Here is a 25,301-nt window from a genome sequence, read left to right as displayed (position 1 = left end):
GCGTCAGCCGCCGAACTCCTCCAGGCCCTTGAGAGCCTGGTCCAGCAGCGCCTGGCGGCCCTCGAGCTCCTTGGCGAGCTTGTCGGCCTTGGCGTTGTTGCCGGCCGCGCGGGCGGCGTCGATCTGCGCGCGCAGCTTGTCGACGGCGTCCTGGAGCTGACCGGTGAGCCCCGCGGCACGGGCCCGCGCCTCGGGGTTCGTACGCCGCCACTCGGCCTCTTCGGTGTCCTGGATGGCGCGCTCGACGGCGTGCATCCGGCCCTCGATGCGGGGCCGGGCGTCGCGCGGGACATGGCCGATGGCCTCCCACCGCTCGTTGATCGAGCGGAACGCCGCGCGGGCCGCCTTCAGGTCCGAGACGGGGAGCAGCTTCTCGGCCTCGACGACCAGCTCCTCCTTGCGGGTCAGGTTCTCCCGCTGCTCGGCGTCACGCTCCGCGAAGACCTCGCCCCGGGCCTGGAAGAAGACGTCCTGGGCCCCGCGGAAGCGGTTCCAGAGGTCGTCCTCGGCCTCCCGCTGGGCCCGTCCGGCGGCCTTCCACTCGGTCATCAGCTCCCGGTAGCGGGCGGCCGTGGGGCCCCAGTCCGTCGAGCCGGAGAGCGCCTCGGCCTCGGCGACCAGCCTCTCCTTGGCCTTGCGGGCCTCCTCGCGCTGCGCGTCCAGGGACGCGAAGTGGGCCTTGCGCCGCTTGGAGAACGCCGAGCGGGCGTGCGAGAAGCGGTGCCACAGCTCGTCGTCGGACTTGCGGTCCAGCCGCGGCAGGCCCTTCCACGTGTCCACCAGGGCCCGCAGCCGCTCGCCGGCGGCCCGCCACTGGTCGCTGGCGGCCAGCTCCTCGGCCTCGGCGACCAGCGCCTCCTTGGCCTGGCGCGCGTCCTCGGCCTGCCTGGCCTTCGCCGCCTTGCGCTCTTCGCGGCGCGCCTCCACCTCGCTGACGAGCTTGTCGAGCCGCTCGCTCAGCGCCTGAAGATCACCCACCGCGTGGTGCTCGTCCACCTGCACTCGCAGGTGCTCGATGGCGGTCAGGGCGTCCTTGGTCGACAGGTCGGTGGTCTTGACCCGGCGCTCCAGGAGACCGATCTCGACGACCAGGCCCTCGTACTTGCGCTCGAAGTAGGCGAGGGCCTCCTCAGGAGAGCCCGCCTGCCACGATCCGACGACCTGCTCGCCATCGGCCGTACGCACGTACACGGTCCCCGTCTCATCGACGCGGCCCCATGGGTCGCTGCTCACAGCGCCTCCTCCACATGATGCCGAGGCGGGCGCTCCGCCCGCTGGCATCGTCCACAGTTTCTTCCGGCCGGGCCGCGCCCTGACCGGTCCGACGAGCTGCTGTCGCGCCGCCCGGTGGTCGGCGTGTTCGGTGCTGCAGGGCGGCAGCCGTCGGAGCAGGCACCCTGCACAACGCCAACATAGGCGACCGGCGCCCCGGCTGTCCGTATCCCGCGCGACTCAAATCAGTCCTTCTGAACGGTCGCCTTCTCGATGGTGACGGCCTTCTTCGGGGCGCCGTCCGTGACACCGCCCTCGACGCCCCCCGCGGCGATCTTCTCCAGGACCTTCAGCCCCTCGGCGTCCAGCGTGCCGAAGGGGGTGTAGTTGGGCGGGAGTTTGCTGTCCTTGTAGACGAGGAAGAACTGGCTGCTACCGGAGTTCCGGGTCGCCTCGTCCACGCCGTTGTAGCGGTTGGCCATGGCCACCGTGCCCCGCGGGTAGACGCCGCCCTTCAGACGCGGGTCCTTGAGGTTCTCGTCGGGGATGGTGTAGCCCGGCCCGCCCCGGCCGGTGCCGTCCGGGTCGCCGCACTGGAGCACGAAGATGCCCTCGACGGCGAGCCGGTGGCACGGCGAGCCGTCGAAGAAGTGCTTGTCCGCGAGGGACTTGAAGGAGTTCACCGTGCGCGGGGTCTTGGCGGCGTCCATGGCGATCCGGATGTCGCCGTGGTTGGTCTTCAGCGCCATCCCGTACTTCGCCTTCTTGTCGATCGTCATCGACGGCTCGGGCTTGGGGTCGGGGGTGGGCGGCGGGGTGGGGGTGTCGACGGCGTTCGGCGTCGACTCCTTGTCGTCGTCGCCGGAGAACGCCCCCGCGGCGGCGACCACGACGCCCGCCGTGAGCACCACGGCGAGGGAGGAGGCGATCACCGTGTTGCGGCGCTTGGTCTTTCGCCGCGCCACCTCACGACGCTGCTGCTGCCGCTCGTACTTCGCGCGGGCGAGCTGCCGCCGCCGCTGCTCCTGACTGGCCACCGGGTTGTCTCCTCCGCGTCTGCGTCGTGGGCGCCTGGCCGTACCGTATACGGGTTCGCCGCGGCGCGACCGCCGCCGGTAGGCTCTGGAACTGCCGTACAACTTTCTTCCGGACCATTCCGGACGATCGTTCCGGGCGACCGGGTGATCGATCCGGACGACAGTTAAGGACGAACGTGCTCATTGCCGGGTTCCCCGCCGGGGCCTGGGGGACCAACTGCTATCTGGTCGCCCCCGCCGCCGGCGAGGAGTGCGTGATCATCGACCCGGGCCACCAGGCGGCCCAGGGAGTCGAGGAGGCGATCGCCAAGCATCGGCTCAAGCCCGTCGCCGTCGTCCTCACCCACGGCCACATCGACCACGTCGCGTCCGTGGTGCCCGTGTGCGGCGCCCACGACGTGCCGGCCTACATCCACCCCGCGGACCGCTACATGATGAGCGACCCGGAGAAGGCCCTGGGCCGCTCCATCGGGATGCCGCTGATGGGCGAGCTCACCGTGGGGGAGCCGGACGATGTGCACGAGCTGACCGACGGCACCCGACTGAAGCTGGCCGGCATGGAGCTGACCGTCGCGCACGCGCCGGGCCATACCAAGGGGTCGGTGACCTTCCAGATGCCCGAGCAGGCGGACATCCCGTCCGTCTTCTTCTCGGGCGATCTGCTCTTCGCCGGCTCCATCGGACGCACCGACCTGCCCGGCGGTGACCACGGCGAGATGCTCGAATCCCTGGCGCGCGTGTGCCTGCCGCTCGAGGACTCGACCGTGGTGCTGTCCGGCCACGGCCCCCAGACCACCATCGGCCGCGAGCGTGCCACCAACCCGTACCTCCGGGAGGTGGCCGCCGGCCTCGGCGGCGGCGCACCCGCGCCCGCCCCGCGACGAGGAATGTGACGATTCACCCCGTGAGCACCTTCTCCGCCCCCCGTGGCACGTACGACCTGATCCCGCCGGACTCCGCGACTTTCCTGGCCGTGCGCGAGGCGATCTCCGCACCGCTCAGGCGTGCCGGATACGGCTACATCGAGACCCCCGGCTTCGAGCACGTCGAGCTCTTCTCCCGCGGCGTCGGCGAGTCCACCGACATCGTGACCAAGGAGATGTACACCCTCACCACGCGCGGCGGCGACCAGCTGGCGCTGCGCCCCGAGGGCACCGCCTCCGTGCTGCGCGCCGCGCTCCAGGCCAACCTGCACAAGGCCGGCAACCTGCCGGTCAAGCTCTGGTACTCCGGTTCCTACTACCGCTACGAGCGCCCGCAGGCCGGCCGCTACCGCCACTTCTCCCAGGTCGGCGCCGAGGCGATCGGCGCCGAGGACCCGGCGCTCGACGCCGAGCTGATCATCCTCGCCGTCGACGCCTACCGCTCGCTGGGGCTGCGGAACTTCCGGCTGCTGCTGAACTCCCTGGGCGACAAGGAGTGCCGCCCGGCCTACCGGTCCGCGCTCCAGGACTTCCTGCGCGGTCTGGAACTGGACGAGGACACCCGGCGCCGGGTCGAGATCAACCCGCTGCGCGTGCTGGACGACAAGCGGGAGGCGGTGCAGAAGCAGCTCGTCGGCGCGCCGATGCTCCGCGATCACCTCTGCGAGGCGTGCAAGGAGTACCACGAGCGGGTGCGCGAGCTGCTGCGCGCGGCCGGCGTGGAGTTCCAGGACGACCCCAAGCTGGTGCGCGGCCTGGACTACTACACCCGCACCACCTTCGAGTTCGTCCACGACGGCCTCGGCTCCCAGTCCGCCGTCGGCGGCGGCGGGCGGTACGACGGCCTGTCCGAGATGATCGGCGGCCCCGAGCTGCCGTCGGTCGGCTGGGCGCTCGGCGTCGACCGCACCGTCCTCGCGCTCAAGGCCGAGGGCGTCGAGCTGGATCTGCCCGCCGCCACCAGCGTGTTCGCGGTGCCGCTGGGCGAGGAGGCGCGTCGCGTGCTCTTCGGCGTCGTCACCGAGCTGCGCCGGGCCGGCGTCGCCACCGACTTCGCCTTCGGCGGCCGCGGGCTCAAGGGTGCCATGAAGGCGGCCAACCGCTCCGGCGCCCGCTTCGCCCTGGTCGCCGGCGAGCGCGACCTGGCCGAGGGCGTCGCGCAGCTCAAGGACATGGAGTCCGGCGAGCAGTCCGCGGTCCCGCTCGACGGGGTGCTCGACGCGGTCCGTTCGCGCCTCGGCTGACGCCCGGAGCGGCGGCGTACGGCTCCGCGCGGCCGTACGCCGCCGGCTTCCGGCGGGGCGCCGGCGCGGTCGTCGCCGCACCGGCGTCAACAGCGCACCCCCGACCTCATCCCACCGAGCGATTCCCGCCCGCGGATTCCGGCCCGGGCCGGCACGCCCTCACGCCCTTACGCCCGTCCAACGGCGGGCACGTCAGGATGGCCGAGGCTGTCGCATGGGGAAACCGCGACGGACGGGGGTGCGGCACAATGACGGTGGCCGCCGACGCGGCAGCGGTGCCCTAAAGGCGGCAATGTGGCCGCGTGGCCTCGGGAGACTCGGAAACGGCGGATATGGCGACGACAGTGGTTGAGGACGTGGACACGGAGCAGACACAGGGCGACGCGCGGAGCGCGGTCGGCGGCAGCCGCGCCTTCGGGCTGCTCCTGGTGATCACCGGAGCGCTGGGCCTGCTCGCCGCGTGGATCATCACGATCGACAAGAACCACATCCTCGAGGCCAAGGCCGAGGGCAAGACCTACACCCCGGGCTGCAGCCTCAACCCCATCGTCTCCTGCGGCAACATCATGGAGAGCGATCAGGCCCAGGCCTTCGGCTTCCCGAACCCGATGATGGGCCTGGTGGCGTACGGGATCGTCATCTGCGTCGGCATGTCGCTGCTGGCCGGGGCGCGCTTCCCGCGCTGGTACTGGCTGACCTTCAACGCCGGCACGCTCTTCGGTGTGGCCTTCTGCACCTGGCTCCAGTACCAGTCGCTGTACGTCATCGGCTCGCTCTGCCTGTGGTGCTGCCTGGCCTGGGTCGCCACCATCGTGATGTTCTGCTACGTGACCGGGCACAACCTCAAGCACGGCTTCCTGCCGGCCCCCGAGGGGCTCAAGCGCGGCCTGATGGAGTTCCACTGGGTGGTGCCGGTGCTCTGGATCGCCGTCATCGGGATGCTCATCCTGACCCGCTGGTGGAACTTCTGGACCGGCGGCACCGCCTGACCCGGTCCCGCCCCGGCCTCGCCCCGCGCCGCCCGATCAGCCGCCACCGGCCTGATCCGGGCGGCGTTGTCAGTGTCGTCGCATAGGCTTCCGAACGTGGAGCCAGACCTGTTCACCGCCGCCGCAGAGGAACGCCAGGAGAAGGACCCGGCCAGTAGTCCGTTGGCGGTCCGGATGCGCCCGCGCACCCTCGACGAGGTGGTGGGCCAGGGCCATCTGCTGCGCCCCGGCTCCCCACTGCGCCGGCTGGTGGGAGAGGGCAGCGGCGGCCCGGCCGGGCCGTCCTCGGTGATCCTGTGGGGGCCGCCCGGCATCGGCAAGACCACGCTGGCCTATGTGGTCAGCCAGGCCACCCAGAAGCGCTTCGTGGAGCTCTCCGCGATCACCGCCGGGGTCAAGGAGGTGCGGGCCGTCATCGACGGTGCCCGCCGCTCCACGGGTGCCTACGGCCGGGAGACGGTGCTCTTCCTGGACGAGATCCACCGTTTCAGCAAGGCCCAGCAGGACTCGCTGCTGCCAGCCGTGGAGAACCGCTGGGTCACGCTCATCGCGGCCACCACGGAGAACCCGTACTTCTCGGTCATCTCCCCGCTGCTGTCCCGCTCGCTGCTGCTCACTCTGGAGCCGCTGACCGACGAGGACCTGCGCGGGCTGCTGCGGCGCGCGCTCACCGAGGAGCGCGGGCTCGGCGGAGCGGTCACCCTCCCCGAGGACGCGGAGGCGCACCTGCTGCGGATCGCCGGCGGCGACGCCCGACGGGCGCTGACCGCCCTGGAGGCCGGCGCGGGCTCGGCGATAGCCAAGGGCGAGTCCGAGATCACGCTGTCCACGCTGGAGGAGTCGGTCGACCGGGCCGCGGTGAAGTACGACCGCGACGGCGACCAGCACTACGACGTGGCCAGCGCCCTCATCAAGTCCATCCGCGGCTCCGACGTGGACGCGGCGCTGCACTACCTCGCCCGGATGATCGAGGCGGGGGAGGACCCGCGGTTCATCGCGCGGCGGCTGATGATCTCCGCCAGCGAGGACATCGGGCTCGCCGACCCCACCGCCCTGCCCACGGCGGTGGCCGCCGCCCAGGCGGTCGCGATGATCGGCTTCCCGGAGGCGGCGCTCACCCTCAGCCACGCCACCATCGCGCTGGCGCTGGCCCCCAAGTCCAACTCCGCCACCACCGCCATCGGCGCGGCGCTCCAGGACGTCCGCGCGGGCCTCGCCGGTCCGGTGCCGCCCCATCTGCGCGACGGTCACTACCAGGGCGCCAAGAAGCTGGGCCACGCCCAGGGCTATGTCTACCCCCATGACCTCCCGGGCGGCATCGCGGCCCAGCAGTACGCGCCCGACGCCATCCACGGCAAGCGCTACTACGCGCCGACCCGCTACGGCGCGGAGGCTCGCTACGCGGACATCGTGGAGCGGGTGCGGCTGCGCCTGCGCGGCACGGAGTAACCCGCAACCCCGTGCGCGGCTCACGTCCGCCGCGAGGGGCTGCCCCGTCCCGCCACCGCCGGTCCACGCCGCCGGGTGGAATGCCGGGGCGGGGTGTTCTGTTCCGCCGCGACGGCGAGGCGTGAGGTCGGGTGCGGCGCTCGGCTGGACCGTGGACTCGGCGCCGGGCGCCGCGGGCGAGTCCGGCGGTGTCGAGCCGGCGTCGGCCTTGTGCGGGGCGGCACGGCCAGCCTTCACCTCAGACATCAGCCTTCACCCCGGAGACGGAGCCGCGGGCTCTCAGAGGGGCGCGAGCCGCAGGCTACTCCGTGACCGAGGCGAACAGCATGTGCATGGCCCGGCGGAGCTCGCAGACGTCGCGCACCGGCTCGGGGAAGTCGAAGCGGGCGTCGAAGGGGCGCCCGCCGGCTCCCGTGAAGCGGACGCGCAGGCCGAAGCGGTCGAGCGCGACGGGTACGGGCGGACGCCCGTGTGCCGAGCGCGCCGCCCTGGGGCCGAGCAGGGCCGTCAGACAGCTCACCTGCTCACTGTGGGCGGCGTGCAGGTGCTGGAGGAGCTCCGCCTCGTGCGCCGCGAGCGGATCGGGCGCGGCCTCGGCCAGTTCCTCGGGGTCGGCGTGCTCCGCACCCCACAGGTCGTCCACGCACGCCTCGCTCACCTCGAGCCGCAGCAGCGTCCACGCGGGCCGGGCCGGGTCCGGGTGGCCCGGGGCGGGGGCGTCCTCCGGCGCGAGGGCGAGGACCTCGCCGACCGGGTGCTGCTCGGCGAGGAGCATCGCGCACGCGGCTCGCTCCTCGTCCCGGACGGTGGTGAGCCAGCCCGCGACCCAGGCGCGGCCGCGGATCCGGTGCGGGACGGAGACAGGGGCGACGTCGGTGATCTCCATCACGCACACCACGTCGTCGGCCTGGGCGTGCGCTGCGGCCCGGGCCGCGGCAGAGCGGCCCGGAACAAGCAGTAGGATGTCTCCGTTCAGGGTGACGGCGCGTGCGGCGGGTTCGCTGCCGCCGAGCTCGTCGACCTCCTCGATTCCAGGAATCGACAAAGACCCCGTAGCCTTGGACTCCACGAGGGTGCGTACACGCTCCGCGGCCGTTGGTCGTGGAGTTCCTTCCACGGGACGCGGCTGACCCTTCTCGGTGCTTTGACGAGCGTCGGGCAGGGGGATCCCAGGAAGAATCATGCGCTCTCCTCGACTAAGGTAAGGCTCACCTAACTTACATGGAGGATCGGTTCACGTGAACCAGTCGCGTCCCAAGGTCAAGAAGTCGCGTGCCCTCGGCATTGCGCTGACCCCGAAGGCCGTCAAGTACTTCGAGGCCCGTCCGTACCCGCCGGGCGAGCACGGCCGTGGCCGCAAGCAGAACAGTGACTACAAGGTTCGTCTGCTGGAGAAGCAGCGCCTTCGCGCCCAGTACGACATCAGCGAGCGCCAGCTGGCCCGTGCCTACGACCGCGCGCGCAAGGTCACCGGCAAGACCGGCGAGGCCCTGATCGTCGAGCTGGAGCGCCGTCTGGACGCGCTCGTCCTGCGCTCGGGCATCGCCCGCACGATCTACCAGGCCCGCCAGATGGTCGTCCACGGCCACATCCAGGTGAACGGCCAGAAGGTCGACAAGCCGTCCTTCCGGGTCTCCCCGGACGACGTGGTGACCGTTCGCGAGCGCAGCCGCGAGAAGCACCCGTTCCAGGTGGCCCGTGAGGGTGGCTACGCCGGTGAGGGCGAGACCCCGCGCTACCTCCAGGTGAACCTGAAGGCGCTCGCGTTCCGCCTCGACCGGGACCCGAACCGCAAGGAGATCCCGGTGATCTGCGACGAGCAGCTCGTCGTCGAGTACTACGCCCGCTGACCTGGCGGCACGTACAACTCATCGTGCTCGGCCCGCTGGTCCTCCGCCGTCTTCGGATGGCGGGGGCCCGGCGGGCCGTTCGCGTCTTCGTCCTCGTCGCTGAGCGCCTGCGTCACCGCCGTCTCCAGGCCGTCGCCCCGGCCGAGCCGCAGCGCCTCCTCGTACCCCGCCTCGCCCAGCGCCCCGCGCGCCCGCTCGGCGCAGGCGTCGTGCGGCGGATCCAGCCGCCGCCAGCCGAACCGCTCCTCGCCGAAGCTGCTCCAGCCGGTACGCGCCGCCCCCAGCAGCCGCGCCGCCAGCTCCGGCTCCTCGCCCACCATCAGCGGCGCCAGGAGCTCCAGCGCCATGGTCTGACCGACCACGTCGTGCAGCTCGCGCTTGAGGGCGAGGCACTCCCGCAGCAGTTCGCGCGCCGGCTCCTCCTCGCCGCGTGACCACCGCACATACGCCAGCACGTACAGCGCGTACGAGCGGGCCCAGTGCTCGCCCGCGTCGGCCGCGATCTCCCGCACCTCCTCGCACAGCGCCTCCCCGCCCGCCAGGTCGCCCGCGAAGGCCAGCACCAGACCCAGCTGCACCTGGGCGAGGAGCACCAGGGCGTTCAGCTCGCCCAACGTCCCGAAGCGGTCCAGGCTCTCGCGCAGCAGCCGCTCCGCCCGTGGCAGATCGTCGCTGACCATGGCCGCCGCGCCCAGCATCTGGGTGGCGTACGCCGCCGCCGTGTGGTCTCCGCACTCCTCGGCGAGCCCGACACACTCGTGCAGCAGGCTCAGCGCCGGCACCGGCTCGCCGCGCGCCACCGCGGCCAGCCCCGCCACCCACAGCGCCTTGACCCGCGCCTCCGGCTGCTCGCCGTCCAGCGCCAGCGCCCGGTCCAGCCACGCCTGGCCCTCGGCGAGCCGCCCGCAGCCGACCCAGTAGAACCACAGCGCGCCGCTCAGATACTGGCCGACGTGCGCGTCGCCCGGCGTCTCCAGGGAGTACTCCAGGGCCAGCCGGAGGTTCGGCAGCTCCCGGTCCAACCGCGCCGCCACCTCGGTCTGCCGTGGGCCGAACCAGTCCAGTTCGCACCAGGTGGCCAGCCCCAGGTACCAGTCCCGGTGTCGGCGGCGCAGCCACTCCGTCTCACCCAGCTCCGCCAGCCAGTAGGCGCCGTACTCCCGCACCGTCGCCAGCAGCCGGTAGCGGGCCTGGCCGGCCTCCTCCTCGCGGATCACCACCGACTGGGCCACCAGGCCGGTCAGCGCCGTCAGCACCTCGTCGCCGGCCAGCCCCGACCCGGAGCACAGATACTCCACGGCGTCCAGGTCGAAGTCCCCGCCGAAGACCGACAGCCGCGCCCACAGCAGTCGCTCCTCGGGCGAACACAGCTCATGGCTCCAGCCGATCGCGGTGCGCATCGACTGATGGCGGGGCAGCGTGCCGCGGCCGGACCCGGCCAGCACCCGGAACCGGTCGTCCAGCCGGTGCAGCAGCTGCTCCACCGAGAGCGCGCGCAGCGCCCCGGCCGCCAGCTCCAGGGCCAGCGGCAGACAGTCCAGCCGACGGCACAGCGCCGCGACGGCCTCCCGCTGCCGGCGCGCGGTCGCCGCGAATCCGGGCAGCACGGCCGCGGCCCGCTCGGTGAAGAGCTCCGCCGCCTCCGTCTCGGCGACCATCGGGGACAGCGGAAAGCAGTGCTCGCCCGCCGCCTCCAGCGGCCGCCGGCTGGTGACCAGCACCCGCAGCCGCGGCGCCCGGCTGAGCAGCGCCCCCACCAGCTCCGCGCACTCGTCCACCAGGTGCTCGCAGCCGTCCAGCACCAGCAGCGCCGCGGCCTCCGCCGGCTCGGTGAAGTGCCGGGCCAGCGCCGCGCTCGGTGCCTGCGCGGACGAGTCGGGGAGCCCGAGCGCGGCCACCACCGTGGGTACCAGCCGCTTCCCGGCGCGCTGCGCGGACAGTTCGACCAGCCAGACGCCCCCGCAGAAGCGATCCTGCGCCCGCTCCGCCACACGCAGTGCCAGGCGCGACTTTCCGACCCCGCCGATGCCCGTCACGGTCACCAACCGGGCCTCGCCGAGCAGCCGCTCCAGCGCTGCGAGTTCGGCCGCGCGGCCGACGAACCGGTCGACCGGGGCGGGGAGGTTGCCCGGAACGGCCGGGTGCGGAGGGCGAGGGCTTCGCATGGAACACGGAGCGTACTGAACGGTTTGCGCACCGTACAATCCCGCAGGGCCGCGCCTGTGCGTGGCGCCCTTTATCTGGTACGGGCGCGTACCCGCGGCGCGATAAGGTCGATACCTGTCAAACGACGACGCAGCAGGGAGCGGTGCAACGTGTCCGGTGGTGAGGTGGCCGGGATTCTCGTGGCCGTCTTCTGGGCGATTCTCGTGTCGTTCCTCGCGCTCGCGCTGGTGCGGCTCGCACAGACGCTCAAGGCGACCACCAAGCTGGTGGCGGACGTGACCGAACAGGCGGTCCCGCTGCTCAGCGAGGCGTCCGCCACCGTGCGCTCCGCCAACACCCAGCTCGCCCGGGTGGACTCGATCGCCGCCGACGTCCAGGAGGTCACCGCCAACGCCTCCGCGCTCTCCTCGACGGTCTCCTCGGCCTTCGGCGGGCCGCTGGTGAAGGTCGCCGCCTTCGGCTACGGCGTGCGCCGGGCGATGGGCCGCAAGGCCCCGGCCGAGCCCGAGCCCGCGCCCGAGTCGAGGACCCGGCGCACCGTCATCGTCGGCAAGACCGTGCCCTCCGCACGTGGGGGCGGCCGTCGCAACCGTGGATCGAAGGGCTGAGAGACCGGATGTTCCGCCGCACGTTCTGGTTCACCACCGGCGTCGCAGCCGGCGTGTGGGCTACCAACAAGGTCAACCGCAAGCTGAACGCGCTCAAGCCGGAGAGCCTGGCCGCGCAGGCCGCCGACCGCGCCGCGCTGGCCGGCCGGCGGGTCAAGCTGTTCGCGCTCGACGTGCGCGACGGCATGGCGGACCGCGAGGCGGCGCTCAAGGAGGCGCTCGGCCTGTCCGCGGTGGACGACCCGGCCGGGGCCCGGCAGCTGCCCGCGCCGCGGAACCCCGCCCAGCTCACCCAGACCTACCCCCACCCCACCCGCAACACCGGAAATGAGGACCACTGATGGAGTCGGCTGAAATCCGCCGCCGCTGGCTGCGCTTCTTCGAAGAGCGCGGGCACACCGTCGTGCCGTCGGCGTCGCTCATCGCCGACGACCCGACCCTGCTGCTGGTCCCGGCGGGCATGGTTCCGTTCAAGCCCTACTTCCTCGGCGAGGTCAAGCCGCCCTTCCCGCGCGCCACCAGCGTGCAGAAGTGCGTGCGCACCCCCGACATCGAAGAGGTCGGGAAGACCACCCGGCACGGCACCTTCTTCCAGATGTGCGGCAACTTCTCCTTCGGCGACTACTTCAAGGAAGGCGCCATCAAGCTCGCCTGGGAGCTGCTGACCACCTCGGTGGCCGACGGCGGCTACGGGCTGGAGCCGGAGAAGCTGTGGATCACCGTCTACCAGGACGACGACGAGGCCGAGCAGATCTGGCGGGACGTCATCGGCGTCCCGGCCGAGCGCATCCAGCGCCTGGGCAAGAAGGACAACTTCTGGTCCATGGGCGTCCCCGGTCCCTGCGGCCCCTGCTCCGAGATCAACTACGACCGGGGCCCGGAGTTCGGCGTGGAGGGCGGCCCGGCCGTCAACGACGAGCGCTACGTGGAGATCTGGAACCTGGTCTTCATGCAGTACGAGCGGGGCGCGGGCACCGGCAAGGACGACTTCCCGATCCTGGGCGACCTGCCCAGCAAGAACATCGACACCGGTCTCGGTCTCGAGCGCCTCGCGATGATCCTGCAGGGCGTCCACAACATGTACGAGACCGACACCCTGCGCGTCGTCATGGACAAGGCCACCGAGCTGACCGGCGTCGCCTACGGCGCCGAGGCCGGCTCGGACGTGTCGCTGCGCGTGGTCGCCGACCACCTCCGCACCTCCACGATGCTCATCGGTGACGGCGTCACCCCCGGCAACGAGGGCCGCGGCTACGTGCTGCGCCGCATCATGCGCCGCGCCATCCGCAACATGCGGCTGCTGGGCGCCACCGGCCCGGTCGTCGGCGAGCTGCTCGACGTGGTCATCGAGACCATGGGGCAGCAGTACCCGGAGCTGGTCACCGACCGCAAGCGCATCGAGACCGTCGCGCTCGCCGAGGAGACCGCCTTCCTCAAGACCCTCAAGGCCGGCACCAACATCCTCGACACCGCCGTCTCCGACACCCGTGCCGCCGGCGGCACGGTGCTCGCCGGCGACAAGGCGTTCCTGCTCCACGACACCTGGGGCTTCCCGATCGACCTCACCCTGGAGATGGCCGCCGAGCAGGGCCTGACCGTGGACGAGGACGGCTTCCGGCGCCTGATGAAGGAGCAGCGGGAGCGCGCCAAGGCCGACGCCCAGGCCAAGAAGCACGGCCACGCCGACATGTCCGGCTACCGCGAGATCGCCGACAGCGCCGGTGAGACCGACTTCATCGGCTACACCAGCACCGAGGGCGAGTCCACGGTCGTGGGCATCCTCGTCGACGGCGTGCCCTCGCCCGCCGCCAGCGAGGGCGACGAGGTCGAGATCGTCCTCGACCGCACCCCGTTCTACGCCGAGGGCGGTGGCCAGATCGGCGACACCGGCCGCATCAAGTTGGACAACGGCGCCGTGGTCGAGGTCCGCGACTGCCAGAAGCCGGTGCCCGGCGTCTACGTCCACAAGGGTGTGGTCCAGGTCGGCGAGGTGACCGTGGGCGCCACCGGCCACGCGGCCATCGACGGCACCCGGCGGCGCGCCATCGCCCGCGCCCACAGCGCCACCCACCTCACCCACCAGGCGCTGCGCGACGCGCTCGGCCCCACGGCCGCCCAGGCCGGCTCCGAGAACCAGCCCGGCCGCTTCCGCTTCGACTTCGGCTCCCCGGCCGCCGTGCCGGGCGCCGTCCTCACCGACGTCGAGCAGAAGATCAACGAGGTGCTCTCCCGCGAACTCGACGTGCACGCCGAGGTCATGGGCATCGACGAGGCCAAGAAGCAGGGCGCCATCGCCGAGTTCGGCGAGAAGTACGGCGAGCGGGTCCGCGTGGTGACCATCGGCGACTTCTCCAAGGAGCTGTGCGGCGGTACGCACGTGCACAACACCTCCCAGCTGGGTCTGGTGAAGCTGCTCGGCGAGTCCTCCATCGGCTCCGGCGTGCGCCGCATCGAGGCCCTGGTCGGCATGGACGCCTACAACTTCCTGGCCCGTGAGCACACCGTGGTGGCCCAGCTGACCGAGCTGGTCAAGGGCCGTCCGGAGGAGCTGCCGGAGCGGATCTCCGGGATGCTCGCCAAGCTCAAGGACGCCGAGAAGGAGATCGAGAAGTTCCGCGCCGAGAAGGTGCTCCAGGCCGCCGCCGGGCTGGCCCAGGGCGCCAAGGACGTGGCCGGCGTGGCGGTCGTCACCGGCCAGGTGCCGGACGGCACCGGCGCCGACGACCTGCGCAAGCTGGTGCTGGACGTGCGCGGCCGGATCCCGGGCGACCGCCCCGTCGTGGTCGCGCTCTTCACCACGGCCAACGGCCGTCCGCTCACCGTCATCGCCACCAACGAGGCGGCCCGCGAGCGCGGTCTGAAGGCCGGCGACCTGGTGCGCGTCGCCGCCAAGACGCTGGGCGGCGGAGGCGGCGGCAAGCCGGACGTGGCCCAGGGCGGCGGCCAGAACCCGGCTGCCATCGGCGAGGCCGTCGAGGCGGTCGAGCGGCTCGTGGCCGGACAGGCGTGAGGTCGTGACACTGATGCGACGCGGCCGACGCCTCGCGATCGACGTCGGGGACGCCCGGATCGGGGTCGCCTCGTGCGACCCCGACGGGATCCTCGCCACGCCGGTGGAGACCGTGCCGGGACGTGACGTCCCGGCCGCCCACCGGCGGCTGGCGGCGATCGTCGAGGAGTACGAGCCGATCGAGGTCGTGGTCGGGCTGCCCCGCTCGCTCAGCGGGCGGGAGGGCCCGGCCGCGGCCAAGGTGCGGGCCTTCGCGCAGACGCTGGCCCGGCGCATCGCGCCGGTGCCGGTGCGACTGGTTGACGAGCGTATGACAACCGTCACGGCGACCCAGGGAATGCGCGCTTCCGGTGTGAGCTCCAAGAAGGGCAGGTCAGCCGTTGATCAGGCGGCCGCCGTGGTGATCCTGCAGAACGCGCTGGAGTCCGAACGAACGTCGGGGCGTCCTCCGGGTGAGGGCGTCGAGGTGGTCATGTGATCGCGATACGGTAACGTTCCGCGCGTTCAAGGCAACCGTTTGCCGTTCGCGTCACGAGCGCCCGGCCCCGGCTGCCTCAGCGCGGCACTAGGGGATCGATGACTGAGTACCACCGAGGCCAGGGCTCCCAACCGTGGCCCGCCGAGGATCCCCTGTCCGCGGACCCGGGGTGGCAGGGCCAGCCGGCCGGGGCGGGACACGATGCGTACACCCAGGCTCCTTATGCCCACGATCCGTATACCCAGGGTCCCTATGGGCAGGATGCGTACATGCAGGGTGCCTACCCGAACGATCCCTACGGTCAGCCGCAGCAGTACCCCGACCAGCCCCAGGACCCCCACCAGCAGCAGTGGAACGGACAGCAGGGCGGCGGCTACCCGCAGCAGGCGCAGGCGGGGTACGGCGACGGGCAGGGCGGTTCCTACGGGGGCGGGCCCGACCCCGCCGATCCGTACGCCCAGCCCGCCGACCCCTACACCGGCGCGCAGCCCGACTACTACGCCACCCCGAACGCCTACCCGCCGCCGGAGCCGCCCTACGCCCGAGGCCAGGGCCCCCGGCAGGCCGACCACGCGGCACAGGGGCAGCAGGCCCCGCAGGCGGTCGCGGAACCCCCGGCCCCGGCGCGGGAGGGTGAGCGGGGTGACCTGGACGAGCTGGTCGACGGCGACGACGGGGACGACTCCTTCTTCCCCGAGGGCGGCCGCGGCCGCTTCGTGGCCGGGGACGAGGACGGCGCGGACGAGGACGACGCCCCGGCCCCCGAGCGGCGCGGCAAGAAGACCAAGCGGCGCAACGGCATGGCCTGTCTGGTGGTCACCGTCGTCCTCGGTGGCTTCGTCGCCGGCGGCGGCTACTTCGCCTACGACTTCTGGAAGAGCCGCTTCGGCTCGCCCCCCGACTACTCCGGCCAGGGCACCGGAGAGGTACAGATCGAGGTCCCCCAGGGCGCGGTCGGCAGCGAGATCGGCAACATCCTCCAGCGCGAGGGCGTGGTGAAGAGCACCGGCGCCTTCGTCGAGGCCGTGGAGAGCAGCGGCAAGGCCATCCAGCCCGGCACGTACACGCTGCGCAAGGAGATGTCCGCTTCGGCCGCGGTCCAGCTGATGACCGACCCGGCCAGCCAGAACGGGCTGATCGTCACCGAGGGCATGCGCAACGTCCAGGTGTACGCGGCGATCGACAAGAAGATCGGCCTGAAGCAGGGCACCACCGCGGGCATCGCCAAGAACGAGGCCAAGAACCTCGGGCTGCCCGCCTGGGCCGACGACAACCCGCAGATCAAGGACCCGCTGGAGGGCTTCCTCTACCCGTCCCGCTACAGCGTGGGCAAGGGCGCCAAGCCGGCCGACGTGCTGCGGCAGATGGTCTCCCAGGCCAAGCAGCAGTACGCGAAGGTCGATCTGGAGGGCAAGTCCAAGGAGCTGGGGCTGAAGTCCCCGCTGCAACTGGTCACGGTCGCCAGCCTGGTGCAGGCCGAGGGCGTCACCCACGAGGACTTCCGGAAGATGGCCGAGGTCGTCTACAACCGGCTCAAGCCCACCAACACCGAGACCAACGGCAAGCTCGAATTCGACTCGACCTACAACTACATCAAGAACCAGAGCAAGATCGACATCACGCTCGAAGAGATCAAGAACTACGACAACCCGTACAACACCTACTTCTACAAGGGCCTGCCGCCCGGCCCGATCGGCAACCCCGGCGCCGAGGCCCTGAACGCCGCGGTGGACCCGACCGACGAGGGCTGGTACTACTTCATCTCGTTCGACGGCAAGACCTCGAAGTTCACCAAGACCTACGCCGACCACAAGAAGCTGGTCGACGAGTTCAACCGACAGCGCGCCGACTAGAGGCCGGACAGAGAGAGCAGATGTCTGACGACCGCAGGGCGGCGGTGCTCGGCTCGCCGATCGCCCACTCCCTCTCGCCGGTGCTGCACCGCGCCGCCTACGCCGAACTCGGCCTGAGCGGCTGGACCTACGGCCGCTTCGAGGTCGACGAGGCCGCGCTGCCGGGCTTCTTCGAGCGGCTCGGCACGCCAGGTGAGCTCGCCGGCGCGTGGGCGGGGCTGTCGCTGACCATGCCGCTCAAGCGGGCCGTCATACCCCTGCTCGACGCCGTCAGCGACACCGCGGCCTCCGTCGAGGCGGTCAACACCGTGGTGTTCACCCCGGACGGGCGCCGGCTCGGCGACAACACCGACATCCCCGGCATGGTGGCCGCGCTACGCGAGCGCGGCGTCGAGCGGGTGGAGCGCGCCGCCGTGCTGGGCGCCGGCGCCACCGCCTCCTCCGCCCTCGCCGCGCTGGCTCTGGTGTGCGACGGCGAGGTCACCGCGTACGTCCGCTCCGCGGAGCGCGCCGCCGAGATGCGGCAGTGGGGGGAGCGGCTCGGAGTGGCGGTGCGCACCGCCGACTGGGAGCGGGCCGCCGAGGCGTTCGACGCCCCGCTGACCATCGCGACCACCCCGGCGGGTGCCACCGACGCCCTGGCCGCCGCCGTCCCCGAGCGCCCGGGTGCGCTCTTCGACGTGCTCTACGACCCGTGGCCCACCCCGCTCGCCGCCGCCTGGTCGGCGCGTGGCGGCGCCGTCGTCGGCGGGCTCGACCTGCTGGTGCACCAGGCCGTGCTCCAGGTCGAGCAGATGACCGGCCGCGGGCCGGCGCCGCTGGCCGCGATGCGCGCGGCGGGCGAGGCCGCGCTGGCGGCGCGCGCTTCCTGACGACCCCGCGCCCCGGCGCCCGTCGGGGCGCGTCAGGCCGCCCGACGCGGCCGGAGGCGTCCACGTTCGCGTCCACTGACTGGACCGTGTGCCGGTGTCACAGGCCGGACGTGGGAGGATCGAGGTGGCGGGCCAGGGCCGCGCGCCCCCGGCGGAGGCCGGGAGGTGCCCCCAGGTCGCGCCGCCGTATGCCGAGGCGCGAGCAAGAGGAGCACCGTTGAGTAGGTTGCGCTGGCTGACCGCGGGGGAGTCGCACGGCCCCGCACTCGTCGCGACGCTGGAGGGTCTGCCCGCCGGCGTACCGATCACCACCGACATGGTGGCGGACGCGCTCGCGCGGCGACGGCTCGGCTATGGGCGCGGCGCGCGGATGAAGTTCGAGCGGGACGAGGTCACCTTCCTCGGCGGCGTCCGGCACGGCCTGACCCTCGGCAGCCCGGTGGCCGTCATGGTCGGCAACACCGAGTGGCCCAAGTGGGAGCAGGTCATGGCGGCCGACCCGGTCGACCCCGAGGTCCTCGCCGGGCTGGCCCGCAACGCCCCGCTGACCCGCCCGCGCCCCGGCCACGCCGACCTCGCCGGCATGCAGAAGTACGACTTCGACGAGGCCCGGCCGATCCTGGAGCGCGCCAGCGCCCGGGAGACCGCGGCCCGCGTCGCGCTCGGCGCCGTCGCCCGCTCCTACCTCAAGGAGACGGCCGGCATCGAGATCGTCTCGCACGTCGTGGAGCTGGCCGCCGCCAAGGCGCCGTACGGGGTCTACCCGACCCCCGCCGACGTGGCGAAGCTCGACGCCGACCCGGTGCGCTGCCTGGACGCGGACGCGAGCAAGGCGATGGTCGCCGAGATCGACCAGGCCCACAAGGACGGCGACACGCTCGGCGGCGTCGTCGAGGTGCTGGCCTACGGCGTCCCGGTCGGCCTGGGCTCGCATGTGCACTGGGACCGCCGCCTGGACGCGCGGCTGGCCGCGGCCCTGATGGGCATCCAGGCGATCAAGGGCGTGGAGGTCGGCGACGGCTTCGACCTGGCCCGCGTGCCCGGCTCGAAGGCGCACGACGAGATCCTGCCGACGGCCGACGGGATCAAGCGTGCCTCCGGTCGCTCCGGCGGCACCGAGGGCGGCCTGACCACCGGCGAGCTGCTGCGGGTGCGGGCCGCGATGAAGCCCATCGCCACCGTCCCGCGCGCCCTGGCCACCGTCGACGTCACCACCGGCGAGCCCGCCCAGGCGCACCACCAGCGCTCCGACGTCTGCGCGGTGCCGGCCGCCGGCATCGTCGCGGAGGCCATGGTGGCGCTGGTGCTGGCCGACGCCGTCGCGGAGAAGTTCGGCGGCGACTCGGTCGGCGAGACCCGCCGCAACGTCCAGGGCTTCCTCGACAATCTGGCCATCCGGTGACCGACACCGGAAGCGGCCCGGCGGTCGTCCTCGTCGGGCCCATGGGGGTCGGCAAGACCACCGTGGGCCGGCTGCTCGCCGAGCGGCTCGGCACCGCCTTCCGGGACACCGACGCGGACATCGTCGCGACGGCCGGCAAGGAGATCGCCGACATCTTCGTCGACGAGGGCGAGCCGCACTTCCGCGAGCTGGAGCGGCAGGCGGTCCGCGCCGCGGTCGCCGAGCACACCGGCGTGCTGGCGCTCGGCGGCGGCGCCGTCATGGACGAGGGCACGCGGGCGCTGCTGGCCCGACTGCCGGTCGTCTTCCTGGAGATGGGCGTGGCCGAGGCCGTCCGGCGCACCGGACTCGACGCGCCGCGCCCGCTGCTGGCCGTCAACCCCCGGCAGCGCTGGCGCGAGCTGATGGAGCAGCGCCGCCCGCTGTACACCGAGGTCGCGCGGGCCGTGGTCTCCACCGAGGACCGCACCCCCGCCGAGGTGGCCGACGCGATCATGGACGCTTTGGAGTTGAGGAAGGTATGAGCGGCACGGAGGCTCCCACCCGGATCCCGGTGGGCGGCAGCGCGGGCAGCGATCCGTACGAGGTGCTGGTCGGCCGCCAGCTCCTCGGCGAGCTGCCCGGAATCATCGGCACGGCCGCCAAGCGGGTGGCGGTGCTGCACCCGGAGGCGCTGGCCGAGACCGGCGAGGCGATCCGCCAGGATCTGGCCGGACAGGGCTACGAGGCCATCGCGATCCAGCTGCCCAACGCGGAGGAGGCCAAGACCGTCGAGGTCGCGGCCTACTGCTGGAAGGCGCTCGGCCAGACCGGCTTCACCCGCAGCGATGTGATCGTCGGCGTCGGGGGCGGCTCGACCACCGATGTGGCGGGCTTCGTCGCCGCCACCTGGCTGCGCGGCGTGCGGTGGATCGCGGTGCCCACCACCGTGCTGGGCATGGTGGACGCGGCGGTCGGCGGCAAGACCGGCATCAACACCGCCGAGGGCAAGAACCTCGTCGGCGCGTTCCACCCGCCGGCCGGGGTGCTGTGCGACCTGGCCGCGCTGGAGTCGTTGCCGGTCAACGACTACGTCAGCGGTCTCGCGGAGATCATCAAGGCGGGCTTCATCGCCGACCCGGTGATCCTGGAGCTGATCGAGGCCGACCCGGCGGCGGCCCGCACCCCCGCCGGCCCGCACACCTCCGAGCTCATCGAGCGCGCCATCCGGGTCAAGGCGGAGGTCGTCTCCTCCGACCTGAAGGAGGCCGGCCTGCGCGAGATCCTCAACTACGGCCACACCCTCGCCCACGCCATCGAGAAGAACGAGCGGTACAAGTGGCGGCACGGCGCGGCCGTCTCCGTCGGCATGGTCTTCGCCGCCGAGCTCGGCCGCCTCGCCGGGAGGTTGGACGACGCCACCGCGGACCGGCACCGCGCCGTGCTCGAGTCCGTCGGTCTGCCGCTGACCTACCGCGGCGACCAGTGGCCCCGGCTGCTGGAGACCATGAAGGTCGACAAGAAGTCCCGCGGCGACCTGCTGCGCTTCATCGTGCTGGACGGTCTGGCCAAGCCCACGGTCCTGGAGGGCCCCGACCCTGCGGTGCTGCTGGCGGCGTACGGGGAGGTCTCCGCGTGACCGCCGACGGCGCGGTCGGAGAGCCGGAGCGGGAGGGGGAGCACCGAAGGGTCCTCGTCCTCAACGGCCCCAACCTCGGCCGGCTCGGCAGCCGGGAGCCCGATGTGTACGGCGCGACCTCCTACGCGGGACTGGTCGCCGAGTGCACCGCGCTCGGCAAGGAGCTCGGCTTCGACGTCGAGGTGCGGGAGACCAACGACGAGGGGGAGCTGGTCCGCTGGCTGCACGAGGCGGCGGACGGACGGATCCCCGTGGTGATCAACCCGGGCGCCTTCACCCACTACTCGTACGCCATGCGGGACGCCGCCGCGCAGCGCACCGCGCCGCTGATCGAGGTGCACATCTCCAACCCGCACGCGCGGGAGGAGTTCCGTCACAACTCCGTCATCGCCGCGGTGGCCACGGGCACGATCGCCGGCTTCGGAATCGGGTCGTATCGGCTGGCGCTGCGCGCTCTGGCGGGCGAATTGCCTGGTTGACGGTGTAGGCAGGTCAGCGTGGGCAGCAGGTGGTCGCTCCGGCCGTGCACACAGCGGCGGTCGGGGCGGGTACCGTTCGGTGGAGACCGGCCGGAGGGCCGTGTTCACCACGCGAGAACCGCCTGACAAGACCCGCCTGTACGAGACGGAGTGCCACCGGATGCAGCACGCAGTGGGGGCCCCGCTGCCACCGCCCCACGGGCCAGGGCAGCCACCCGGTGTCGGCTGGAACCAGGGCGCGCCCCAGGGCGCCGGCCACGGTGCGACGCATGGTGCCCCCCAGGGCACCGGTCAGGGCGCGGGACACCATCCCGTGCCGCCGCCCGCCCATCCGTCCGGGCCGCCCGCCGACCCCGCGATGATGACGGGACACGTCCCGCTGCCGCCCGGCGGGCCGGTGCAGCCCGCCCCGCCGCAGCCGCAGCCTCCGGTGGGCGTGGCCGCCCCGGCCGCCACCGCGGTGGCCGACCCCTCCCAGGCGGCGGTCGCGGTGCTCCTCATCGGCCCGGCGGGAGCCGGCAAGACGACCGTCGCCCGGCACTGGGCGGACCGCCGGCGGGTGCCGACCGCCCACGTCAGCCTGGACGACGTCCGCGAATGGGTGCGGTCCGGCTTCGCCAACCCGCAGTCGGGGTGGAACGACAACTCCGAGGCCCAGTACCGGCTGGCGCGCCGCACCTGCGGTTTCGCCGCCCGGAACTTCCTGGCCAACGGCATCTCCTGCATCCTCGACGACGCGGTCTTCCCGGACCGCCCGGTCGTCGGCCTCGGCGGCTGGAAGCGGCACGTCGGCCCCGGACTGCTGCCGGTGGTGCTCCTGCCCGGCCTGGAGATCGTCCTGGAGCGGAACGCGGCGCGCAGCGGCAACCGGCGGCTCAGCGACGAGGAGGTCGCCCGCATCCACGGCCGGATGGCCGGCTGGTACAGCTCCGGCCTTCCCATCATCGACAACTCCGGCTTCGACGTGGCCACCACCGCCCGCGTCCTCGACGACGTCATCACCCGCTCGATAGCCAGCCCGCCGAGCTGGTAGCCACTACGGCGAGCCCGGACAGGGAGGACGGCGGCGGCCACCCTCGGTCGGCGCCCGCCCCCGACCGGGGCCGGCATCCGCCGCCCGACCAGGGCCGGCATCCGCCCCCCGACCAGGGCTGGCATCCGCCCCCCGACCAGGGCCGGCGGCCGCACCGGGGGCCGGGATGCGCCCGTACGGCCGACTCCAACCGGCCGTGACGCGCGGTGAACCGTACGCTCGGAAGCATGTCCGAGGTGTACGCGGCCCGACGTACGCGCCTCCGCGAGCGGTTCGCCGCGGCGGGCAGCGAGGCCGCCCTGGTCTCCCGGTCGGCGAATGTGCGCTATCTGTGCGGGGCCGCCCCGCACGGGTCGGCGCTGCTGCTGATGCCGGAGCCGGGGCCGGGGCGGGATGCGGTCGACCTGTTGCTGTGCCCGCCGGACCCGGCGGCGGAGCTGGTGGGCGACCACCCCGACGAGGAGGTGCGCCTGGTCGCGGTGCCCGCGGTGGGCGGCGACGCGGCGGTGGCCGGGGCCGGCATGGCGGCGGAGGCGGGCGCGGGCTCACTCGCCGTGGAGGAGCACGATCTGAGCGTGGCCCGGCACCGTGCCCTCGCCGCGGCCGCCCCGCGGCTGCGTCTCACCGATCTGGACTGCGCGGTGGAGCAGCAGCGCGTGGTCAAGGACGAGTCGGAGATCGCCGCGCTGCGGATCGCCGCCGAGATCTCCGACCAGGCCCTCGGCGAGCTGTTGGAGTCGATCCTGGTGGGCCGCACGGAGCGCCATCTGGCGCTGGAGCTGGACCGTCGACTGATCGACCACGGGGCGACCGGTCCGGCCTTCCCCACCATCGTCGGCTCGGGTCCGCACGCGGGGCGCGCCGGGCACATACCCACCGACCGGCGGGTCGAGGAGGGCGATTTCCTGTGCATCTGTCTGGGGGCGAACTACCGGGGCTACCGCTGTGAGGTGGGCCGTACGTTCGTCATCGGCACCTCGCCGGCCGACTGGCAGATCGAGCTGTACGAGCTGGTCTTCGCAGCCCAGCGGGCCGGGCGGGAGGCGCTGCAACCCGGGGTGGAGTACCGCGAGGTGGACCGCGCGGCGCGTCAGGTGCTGGAGGCCGCGGGCCATGGCGAGGGGTTCGGCGCGCGCACCGGGCACGGCGTGGGCCTCGAAAGAGACGAGGAGCCGAGGCTCGCACCGTCAGCCATGGGTAAACTGGACGCTTGCGTGCCGGTCACCGTCGAACCGGGGGTCCACCTCCCCGGGAGGGGCGGCGTCCGGATCGATGACACGCTCGTCGTCCGCCCCGAGGCGGATGGCGGACCCGAGCTACTCACCATCACGACCAAGGAGCTGCTCGCGCTGTAGCCTACGGGCCGCCGCGCACGGCATCTTCTGGTCCCATCAGCTGCAGTCCAGGAGATTCCGCAACCGTGGCATCCACGAACGACCTCAAGAACGGCATGGTGCTCAAGCTCGAAGGCGGCCAGCTCTGGTCCGTCGTCGAGTTCCAGCACGTCAAGCCCGGCAAGGGCCCTGCCTTTGTCCGTACCAAGCTCAAGAACGTGCTTTCCGGCAAGGTCGTCGACAAGACCTTCAACGCCGGCGTGAAGGTCGAGACGGCCAACGTCGACAAGCGCGGTATGCAGTTCTCGTACATGGACGGCGACTACTTCGTCTTCATGGACATGGACACCTACGACCAGCTGCACATCGACCGCAAGACCGTCGGTGACGCCGCCAACTTCCTCATCGAGGGCTTCGAGGCCGTCGTGGCCCAGAACGAGGGCCAGGTGCTCTACGTCGAGCTCCCGGCCGCCGTCGAGCTCACCATCCAGCACACCGAGCCGGGCGTCCAGGGCGACCGCTCCACCGGCGGTTCCAAGCCCGCCACGCTGGAGACCGGCTACGAGATCCAGGTCCCGCTGTTCATCACGACCGGCGAGAAGATCAAGGTCGACACCCGTTCCGGCGAGTACCTCGGCCGGGTGAGCAGCTAACCGTGGCCGCCCGTAACAAGGCCCGGAAGCGCGCCTTCCAGATCCTCTTCGAGGCCGACCAGCGCGGTAGCTCCGTGCGGAACGTTCTCGCCGACTGGATCCGTCATTCCCGGACCGACGACCGACAGCCGCCGGTCACCGAGTACACGATGCGGCTGGTCGAGGGGTACGCGGAGCACGTCTCCCGGATCGACGAGCTGATCGCCACCTACGCGGTGGGCTGGACGCTGGACCGGATGCCGGTCGTCGACCGCAACATCCTCCGGCTCGGTGCGTACGAGCTGATCTGGGAAGACGAGACCCCGGACGCCGTGGTGATCGACGAGGCGGTGCAGCTCGCCAAGGAGTTCTCCACGGACGACTCCCCGTCCTTCGTGAACGGGCTCCTCGGTCGGCTCAAGGAGCTCAAGCCCAGCCTCCGTCGCGAGGAGCAGTAGCCACTCGCGGCGCACGGCGACCGATGGCAGTCGAGCGGGCCCGGTGCCCCCACCCACGGGTGGGGGCACCGGGCCCGCTCGTGTTTCCGCTGTCCGCGGGACGTCGCGCGGCGGGTTCCCGCGTGCCGCCCCGAGCCGCCCCGAGGCGGGACCGTCGTCCGAGAGCGGAGGCGGGTGGAGTGGGCCGATCGGGTGGCGTCCCCGGGCGGTGCCGGCCGAGGGCCCGGCCCCGCGCGTTGCCAGCCGAGATGGCGGCCCCGCGCGCTGCGGTCGAAGTGCCGGCCCCGCGCGGTGCGGCCGAGGTGGCGGCTCCGCGCGGTGCCGGCCGACCGGCCGGTGTCGGCGAGCCGGGGCGCCCGGCCTTGAGCGGCTCAGCGGGAGCCGTGGTGGACACCGGCGGGGAGTGCCCCGTTCCGGCCCTGAGCGGGGGCCTCCGGGGCTCCTGTGGCTCAGGTGGACTCCTGGGCCCGGGTGGGTCGTCCCGGGCGTCCAGGGCCCGGGTGGGCCTTCCCTCCGGGCATGTGAAAGCCGCCGGGGGCGGCGGAGACCCGTTGCTGGGCTCCGCCGCCCCCGGCGGCACGTTTCTGCAGATCTCTCGGACCGTAGGTTGGCCGGTCTGTCGGCCGACTACGGCAGCGTGGACCCGCAGCTCGA

23 protein-coding genes are annotated in these 25,301 nt (G+C 72.6%); 19 read left to right on the top strand and 4 right to left on the bottom strand.

Going from position 1 to position 25,301, the window contains the following annotated elements; translation table 11 throughout:
• Positions 1-3: 3 nt before the first annotated feature.
• Together LRS74_RS05545 and LRS74_RS05540 are read right to left on the bottom strand one after the other, a co-directional pair.
• The gene (locus tag LRS74_RS05545) at positions 4-1,233 is read right to left on the bottom strand and encodes a DUF349 domain-containing protein (protein ID WP_277739927.1); all 1,230 of its coding nucleotides are present in this window, start codon (positions 1,231-1,233) and stop codon (positions 4-6) included.
• Positions 1,234-1,457: 224 nt separating this feature from the next.
• Positions 1,458-2,249 (bottom strand): peptidylprolyl isomerase, encoded by a 792-nt coding sequence (locus tag LRS74_RS05540; protein WP_277739926.1) that lies wholly within the window; start codon positions 2,247-2,249, stop codon positions 1,458-1,460.
• 176 nt (positions 2,250-2,425) lie between these two features.
• Here LRS74_RS05540 and LRS74_RS05535 point away from each other — a divergent pair, with 176 nt between their 5' ends.
• The 4 genes from LRS74_RS05535 to LRS74_RS05520 all read left to right on the top strand — a co-directional run bounded on the left by LRS74_RS05535 (position 2,426) and on the right by LRS74_RS05520 (position 6,854).
• A complete protein-coding gene (locus LRS74_RS05535) occupies positions 2,426-3,142 on the top strand; it encodes an MBL fold metallo-hydrolase (RefSeq protein ID WP_277739925.1) in 717 nt (238 codons plus the stop codon).
• Positions 3,143-3,153: 11 nt separating this feature from the next.
• Positions 3,154-4,416, top strand: coding sequence for a histidine--tRNA ligase (hisS, locus tag LRS74_RS05530; protein ID WP_277739924.1), 1,263 nt, complete (start codon positions 3,154-3,156; stop codon positions 4,414-4,416).
• A gap of 332 nt (positions 4,417-4,748) precedes the next feature.
• The gene (locus tag LRS74_RS05525) at positions 4,749-5,405 is read left to right on the top strand and encodes a vitamin K epoxide reductase family protein (RefSeq protein WP_277739923.1); all 657 of its coding nucleotides are present in this window, start codon (positions 4,749-4,751) and stop codon (positions 5,403-5,405) included.
• A gap of 96 nt (positions 5,406-5,501) precedes the next feature.
• Positions 5,502-6,854: a replication-associated recombination protein A gene (locus LRS74_RS05520; RefSeq protein WP_277739922.1), complete on the top strand. Its 1,353-nt coding sequence runs from the start codon at positions 5,502-5,504 to the stop codon at positions 6,852-6,854.
• A 301-nt stretch (positions 6,855-7,155) separates the two neighbouring features.
• On the opposite strand, the gene LRS74_RS05515 is transcribed toward LRS74_RS05520, so the two are convergent.
• Complete coding sequence (locus tag LRS74_RS05515) at positions 7,156-7,899, bottom strand: DUF2470 domain-containing protein (RefSeq protein ID WP_277739921.1); 744 nt, start codon at positions 7,897-7,899, stop codon at positions 7,156-7,158.
• A 193-nt stretch (positions 7,900-8,092) separates the two neighbouring features.
• Here LRS74_RS05515 and rpsD point away from each other — a divergent pair, with 193 nt between their 5' ends.
• Positions 8,093-8,704, top strand: a complete 612-nt coding sequence (gene rpsD / locus LRS74_RS05510; RefSeq protein ID WP_144382450.1) for a 30S ribosomal protein S4 — start codon at positions 8,093-8,095, stop codon at positions 8,702-8,704.
• Here rpsD and LRS74_RS05505 read toward each other — a convergent pair.
• Positions 8,692-10,869 (bottom strand): AAA family ATPase, encoded by a 2,178-nt coding sequence (locus LRS74_RS05505; RefSeq protein ID WP_277739920.1) that lies wholly within the window; start codon positions 10,867-10,869, stop codon positions 8,692-8,694. The genes rpsD and LRS74_RS05505 overlap by 13 nt on opposite strands.
• A gap of 150 nt (positions 10,870-11,019) precedes the next feature.
• On the opposite strand from LRS74_RS05505, the gene LRS74_RS05500 reads away from it, so the two are divergent.
• The 14 genes from LRS74_RS05500 (at position 11,020) to nusB (ending at position 24,647) form a co-directional block, all read left to right on the top strand.
• A complete protein-coding gene (locus LRS74_RS05500; RefSeq protein WP_277739919.1) occupies positions 11,020-11,478 on the top strand; it encodes a DUF948 domain-containing protein in 459 nt (152 codons plus the stop codon).
• An 8-nt stretch (positions 11,479-11,486) separates the two neighbouring features.
• Positions 11,487-11,819 (top strand): DUF6167 family protein, encoded by a 333-nt coding sequence (locus LRS74_RS05495; RefSeq protein ID WP_277739918.1) that lies wholly within the window; start codon positions 11,487-11,489, stop codon positions 11,817-11,819.
• Positions 11,819-14,488 carry an alanine--tRNA ligase gene (gene alaS, locus LRS74_RS05490; RefSeq protein ID WP_277739917.1) on the top strand — a complete coding sequence of 890 codons (2,670 nt, stop codon included), beginning with the start codon at positions 11,819-11,821 and terminating at the stop codon, positions 14,486-14,488. Before LRS74_RS05495 ends, alaS begins: the two co-directional genes overlap by 1 nt.
• Before the next feature lie 13 nt (positions 14,489-14,501).
• Positions 14,502-14,966 carry a Holliday junction resolvase RuvX gene (gene ruvX / locus LRS74_RS05485; protein WP_277744612.1) on the top strand — a complete coding sequence of 155 codons (465 nt, stop codon included), beginning with the start codon at positions 14,502-14,504 and terminating at the stop codon, positions 14,964-14,966.
• Positions 14,967-15,064: 98 nt separating this feature from the next.
• Positions 15,065-16,819, top strand: coding sequence for an endolytic transglycosylase MltG (gene mltG, locus LRS74_RS05480; protein WP_277739916.1), 1,755 nt, complete (start codon positions 15,065-15,067; stop codon positions 16,817-16,819).
• Between the two features lie 20 nt (positions 16,820-16,839).
• Positions 16,840-17,691, top strand: a complete 852-nt coding sequence (locus LRS74_RS05475; RefSeq protein ID WP_277739915.1) for a shikimate dehydrogenase — start codon at positions 16,840-16,842, stop codon at positions 17,689-17,691.
• A 217-nt stretch (positions 17,692-17,908) separates the two neighbouring features.
• On the top strand, positions 17,909-19,093 hold the full coding sequence (gene aroC / locus LRS74_RS05470) for a chorismate synthase (RefSeq protein ID WP_277739914.1): 1,185 nt from the start codon (positions 17,909-17,911) through the stop codon (positions 19,091-19,093).
• A gap of 41 nt (positions 19,094-19,134) precedes the next feature.
• Complete coding sequence (locus LRS74_RS05465; RefSeq protein WP_144382773.1) at positions 19,135-19,617, top strand: shikimate kinase; 483 nt, start codon at positions 19,135-19,137, stop codon at positions 19,615-19,617.
• Entirely contained in the window at positions 19,614-20,711 is a 1,098-nt protein-coding gene (gene aroB / locus LRS74_RS05460) for a 3-dehydroquinate synthase (RefSeq protein WP_277739913.1), read from the top strand. Before LRS74_RS05465 ends, aroB begins: the two co-directional genes overlap by 4 nt.
• Positions 20,708-21,190 (top strand): type II 3-dehydroquinate dehydratase, encoded by a 483-nt coding sequence (gene aroQ, locus LRS74_RS05455; RefSeq protein WP_277739912.1) that lies wholly within the window; start codon positions 20,708-20,710, stop codon positions 21,188-21,190. The genes aroB and aroQ overlap by 4 nt, the downstream gene beginning before the upstream one ends.
• Positions 21,191-21,350: 160 nt before the next feature.
• A complete protein-coding gene (locus LRS74_RS05450; RefSeq protein ID WP_277739911.1) occupies positions 21,351-22,223 on the top strand; it encodes an AAA family ATPase in 873 nt (290 codons plus the stop codon).
• A 227-nt stretch (positions 22,224-22,450) separates the two neighbouring features.
• On the top strand, positions 22,451-23,578 hold the full coding sequence (locus tag LRS74_RS05445; RefSeq protein WP_277739910.1) for an aminopeptidase P family protein: 1,128 nt from the start codon (positions 22,451-22,453) through the stop codon (positions 23,576-23,578).
• Positions 23,579-23,643: 65 nt separating this feature from the next.
• Positions 23,644-24,210 carry an elongation factor P gene (efp, locus tag LRS74_RS05440; RefSeq protein WP_277739909.1) on the top strand — a complete coding sequence of 189 codons (567 nt, stop codon included), beginning with the start codon at positions 23,644-23,646 and terminating at the stop codon, positions 24,208-24,210.
• A 2-nt stretch (positions 24,211-24,212) separates the two neighbouring features.
• Positions 24,213-24,647, top strand: coding sequence for a transcription antitermination factor NusB (gene nusB / locus LRS74_RS05435; RefSeq protein WP_144382463.1), 435 nt, complete (start codon positions 24,213-24,215; stop codon positions 24,645-24,647).
• Positions 24,648-25,301 lie beyond the last annotated feature (654 nt).

Origin of the sequence: Streptomyces sp. LX-29 (genome assembly GCF_029541745.1) — a bacterium.
Classification (GTDB): domain Bacteria; phylum Actinomycetota; class Actinomycetes; order Streptomycetales; family Streptomycetaceae; genus Streptomyces.
This window is presented reverse-complemented; position numbering and strand designations above follow the sequence as displayed.

Bases quoted from the DNA above. Each gene is read 5' to 3' on its own strand.
- LRS74_RS05525 (WP_277739923.1), top strand. From the start codon at position 4,749: ATGGCGACGACAGTGGTTGAGGACGTGGACACGGAGCAGACACAGGGC.
- LRS74_RS05505 (WP_277739920.1), bottom strand. From the start codon at position 10,869: ATGCGAAGCCCTCGCCCTCCGCACCCGGCCGTTCCGGGCAACCTCCCC.
- LRS74_RS05495 (WP_277739918.1), top strand. From the start codon at position 11,487: ATGTTCCGCCGCACGTTCTGGTTCACCACCGGCGTCGCAGCCGGCGTG.
- alaS (WP_277739917.1), top strand. From the start codon at position 11,819: ATGGAGTCGGCTGAAATCCGCCGCCGCTGGCTGCGCTTCTTCGAAGAG.
- ruvX (WP_277744612.1), top strand. From the start codon at position 14,502: ATGCGACGCGGCCGACGCCTCGCGATCGACGTCGGGGACGCCCGGATC.
- mltG (WP_277739916.1), top strand. From the start codon at position 15,065: ATGACTGAGTACCACCGAGGCCAGGGCTCCCAACCGTGGCCCGCCGAG.
- LRS74_RS05475 (WP_277739915.1), top strand. From the start codon at position 16,840: ATGTCTGACGACCGCAGGGCGGCGGTGCTCGGCTCGCCGATCGCCCAC.
- LRS74_RS05465 (WP_144382773.1), top strand. From the start codon at position 19,135: ATGGGGGTCGGCAAGACCACCGTGGGCCGGCTGCTCGCCGAGCGGCTC.
- aroB (WP_277739913.1), top strand. From the start codon at position 19,614: ATGAGCGGCACGGAGGCTCCCACCCGGATCCCGGTGGGCGGCAGCGCG.
- LRS74_RS05450 (WP_277739911.1), top strand. From the start codon at position 21,351: ATGCAGCACGCAGTGGGGGCCCCGCTGCCACCGCCCCACGGGCCAGGG.
- LRS74_RS05445 (WP_277739910.1), top strand. From the start codon at position 22,451: ATGTCCGAGGTGTACGCGGCCCGACGTACGCGCCTCCGCGAGCGGTTC.